The sequence below is a fragment of the Parvibaculum sp. genome (assembly GCF_049672805.1).
Classification (GTDB): Bacteria; Pseudomonadota; Alphaproteobacteria; order Parvibaculales; family Parvibaculaceae; genus Parvibaculum.
The window spans coordinates 1-3,341 of record NZ_JBATWS010000179.1; the positions used below are offsets into that span (position 1 = coordinate 1).

Consider the following 3,341-nt stretch of genomic DNA (forward strand, 5'->3'; position numbering starts at 1 on the left):
TGGCAAGCGTCCCCAGCGTCCAGCCGGAGCCTGCACGGGCGCGCAACCGGGCAAGGCCGGGAGAGACAGGGCGATCTTTTTCCGTGACTGACATGGCGCTGTTGTGACAAATACGGCGCAGGGCGGCAAAACAATTTTGCTACTCATTTGCATCTGGCTCTGTCTGTTTTCATCCGGCGAGGTGTTTTCATGTCTCTGGCGTTCCAGAACGTCGGACACAGCTATGGCGACCTGCGGGTCTTGTCCGGCGTGACGCTTGAAGCGCGGTCGGGCGAGATTCTGTGCCTGCTGGGCGCCTCGGGCAGCGGCAAGACCACGCTTCTGCGCCTCGCGGCGGGGCTGGAAAACCTGCAGGAAGGCGGCATTTTCGTGGACGGGGCGCTGATTGCGGCGCCCGGCCGGGACCTGCCGCCCGAAAAGCGTTCTTTCGGCATGGTCTTTCAGGACCACGCGCTTTTTCCTCATCTCACAGTCGCCGAAAACATCGCCTTTGGCCTTGCGAAGCGCCCGAAAGAGGAGGTGAGGGCGGTTGTGGCGCAAAGGCTTGCCTCGGTGGGCCTGGCCGGTTTTGAGGACCGCTATCCGCACACCCTTTCCGGCGGCCAGCAGCAGCGCGTGGCGCTGGCACGCGCACTGGCACCCTCGCCTGCGGCCATGCTGCTTGATGAGCCTTTTGCGAGTGTGGATGTCACGCTTCGTCGCGCCCTGCGGGAAGAAGCCCGCCTCGCGCTCAAGGAAGCAGGCGTTGTCACCCTTGTCGTCACGCATGATCCGGTGGAGGCGATGGAAATTGCCGACCGCATTGCGGTCATGGAGCGGGGCCGCATCGCCCAATGCGCGACGCCGGAAGAGCTTTACGCCAAGCCCGCCAGTGCGCTTGTCGCTTCGCTTTTCGGTGATGCCCAGCGCTTTCCTGCCATCGTCCGGGGGGGGATTGCCGTCACCGCCTATGGCGAGGTGCCCGTCTCCGGTTTCGCCGAAAACAGCCGCGCCGAAGTGATCCTTCGGCCCGAAGCGGTGAGCCTCGCCGCTCCGCGTGAGGGGGAGCGGAGCTTCCGCATCGGCGATATCCGATTTCTGGGGCGGGACTGGCTCGTGCTGATGATGTGCGAGGCCTCCGAGGCGCAGGAGCCGCTCCGCGCCCGCGTCACCTCCCCCGAAGGCTTCGCTGTGAATGAGCGGGCCGCGATCCGTTTCGACCCGGCAGGAACCTTCGTTTTTCCTGCCTGATGCGGCGCTTTGCGCTTTCGACGTGCTTGCGGGCGGCTCTCCGCCCAGATAATATGCAAATGAAAAGCGTTCTCATAAACCGCCAAGGATCATCATGTTCCGCCTCACCGCCTCCCTTTTTGCCCTTGCCATGAGCACCGCCTTCGCGCCCTTCGCGCAGGCAGAAACCCCGGCTCAGACCGGGGTAGTGAACGTCTATTCGGCCCGTCACTACGACACCGACCTCTCGCTTTATGACCGCTTCAAGGAAGAAACCGGCATCACGGTGAACCTGATCGAGGGCAATAGCGACGAACTGATCGCGCGTATCGAGCGTGAAGGAAAAAACAGCCCCGCCGATATGCTGATTACGGTGGATGCCGGCCGCCTCTGGCGCGCCGAGGAAGCGGGCATCTTTTCGCCCGTCTCGTCCAGGATTCTGGAAGAGCGCATTCCGGCGCATCTCCGCCACCCGGACGGACTCTGGTTCGGCCTCTCGAAGCGCGCCCGCATCATCATCTACAACAAGGCAGCAGGCCGCCCGGAAAAGCTCGAAACCTATGCTGATCTCGCCGATCCTTCCAACAAGGGCCGGATCTGCATGCGCTCCTCTTCGAATATCTACAATGTCTCGCTGCTCGCCTCGATCATCGAACATGAAGGAGCAGAAAAGGCAGAGGAATGGGCGAAGGGCGTCGTTGCAAACTTCGCGATGCCCCCGCAGGGCAATGACACCGCCAATGTGCGCTCGGTCGCCTCGGGCGAATGCGGCATCTCGGTGGTGAACACCTATTACCTCGGCCGCATGCTGGCCTCTGATGATCCCGAAATCCGCGAAGCTGCGGAGAAGGTCGGCATCGTCTTCCCGAACCAGCAAGATCGCGGCACCCATGTGAACCTTTCGGGCGCGGGCGTGCTGAAACATGCGCCGAACCGCGAGAATGCGATCAAGTTCATCGAGTTCCTGACAAGCGACTGGGCGCAGCTCGCCTTCACGCAGATGAACCATGAATATACGGCTGTGCCTGGCGTGAGCGAGGAATCGCCGGTTCGTGGCACGGGCGCGTTCAAGGAAGATGAAGTGAACGCCAATGTGCTTGGTCGTAATCAGGCCGAGGCCGTTCGTATCTTCGACCGCGCAGGCTGGAAGTAATAAACCTCAAACGAGTATCGCGCGCTGGCCGTTCCGGCGCGCGACAATCTCGACCTCAATGTCGAAACAGGAGCCCAGGGTGGATGCGGTCATGACCTCATCCACATCTCCTGCAGCAAGTACCGCCCCCTGCTTCAGAAGCACGGCATCATCCGCATAGGCAATGGCGAGATTGAGGTCGTGTACAGCGGCAAGCACGCCCACCCCCTCACCAGCCAGTCGCCGCGCCACATCAAGCACCATGCGCTGGTGCCGCAGATCAAGCGCCGATGTCGGCTCATCAAGAATGAGATAGCGCGCCGCGCCATCGCGGCACGGTCGCCAGACCTGTGCGATGGCGCGCGCAAACTGCACGCGCTGTTTCTCGCCGCCGGAAAGTGTCTGGTAAGAGCGCTGCATGAAACTGTCTACGCCTGCAAGATGTGAAGCGGTCGCAATCGCTGTATCATCCTCAAGCTGCATCGGCGTGCCGGAAAAGGGCAGCCGCCCAAGCTCGATCACCTCTTCCACGGTGAAGGCGAAGTCGAGCGACGAATCCTGCAACAGCACCGCGCGTCGCCGCGCAAGCGAGATCATGGGCAGTGTACGAAGCAGCGCACCATCAAGCGTTACAGCACCTTCTTCCGGTTGACGTTCGCCTGAGAGAACGGAAATAAGCGTGGACTTGCCCGCGCCATTCGGCCCGATCAGCGCCGTCACCTTGCCCGGCGTGACGCTGACGGAGACCTGATCGAGAAGCCGCTTGCCGCAAATGAAGACGGAGACATTTGTGGCGCGCATCAGATCGACCTTTTCTTGCGGGTGAGAAGCCAGAGGAAGAAGGGGCTGCCAATCGCCGCCGTCACAAGGCCAATGGGAAGCTCGGCGGGCGCAACAATCACCCGCGCGAAACTGTCCGCGACGAGAAGCAGCGTTGCACCCGCAAGAATGGAGCCGGGCAGCACGATGCGATGGTCCGGCCCCGCCAGCATCCGCACCA

Annotated in this window: 4 protein-coding genes; 2 read left to right on the forward strand and 2 right to left on the reverse strand. The window is 62.1% G+C overall.

Translation table 11 applies throughout. From position 1 onward, the window contains the following. The first annotated feature begins 189 nt into the window (after positions 1-189). Positions 190-1,230, forward strand: coding sequence for an ABC transporter ATP-binding protein (locus WBF74_RS05850; RefSeq protein WP_424436584.1), 1,041 nt, complete (start codon positions 190-192; stop codon positions 1,228-1,230). A gap of 94 nt (positions 1,231-1,324) precedes the next feature. Then, a complete protein-coding gene (locus WBF74_RS05855) occupies positions 1,325-2,362 on the forward strand; it encodes a Fe(3+) ABC transporter substrate-binding protein (protein ID WP_424436587.1) in 1,038 nt (345 codons plus the stop codon). A 6-nt stretch (positions 2,363-2,368) separates the two neighbouring features. Here the strand turns inward: WBF74_RS05855 and WBF74_RS05860 are convergent, their stop codons facing one another. Together WBF74_RS05860 and WBF74_RS05865 are read right to left on the reverse strand one after the other, a co-directional pair. After that, positions 2,369-3,142: a heme ABC transporter ATP-binding protein gene (locus tag WBF74_RS05860; protein WP_424436590.1), complete on the reverse strand. Its 774-nt coding sequence runs from the start codon at positions 3,140-3,142 to the stop codon at positions 2,369-2,371. Then, positions 3,142-3,341: iron chelate uptake ABC transporter family permease subunit (locus WBF74_RS05865; protein ID WP_424436593.1), on the reverse strand; the 200-nt coding region annotated here is incomplete at its 5' end. The genes WBF74_RS05860 and WBF74_RS05865, both read right to left, overlap by 1 nt.

Coding starts and splice junctions, on each gene's coding strand:
- WBF74_RS05850 (WP_424436584.1), top strand. CDS start 190: ATGTCTCTGGCGTTCCAGAACGTCGGACACAGCTATGGCGACCTGCGG.
- WBF74_RS05855 (WP_424436587.1), top strand. CDS start 1,325: ATGTTCCGCCTCACCGCCTCCCTTTTTGCCCTTGCCATGAGCACCGCC.
- WBF74_RS05860 (WP_424436590.1), bottom strand. CDS start 3,142: ATGCGCGCCACAAATGTCTCCGTCTTCATTTGCGGCAAGCGGCTTCTC.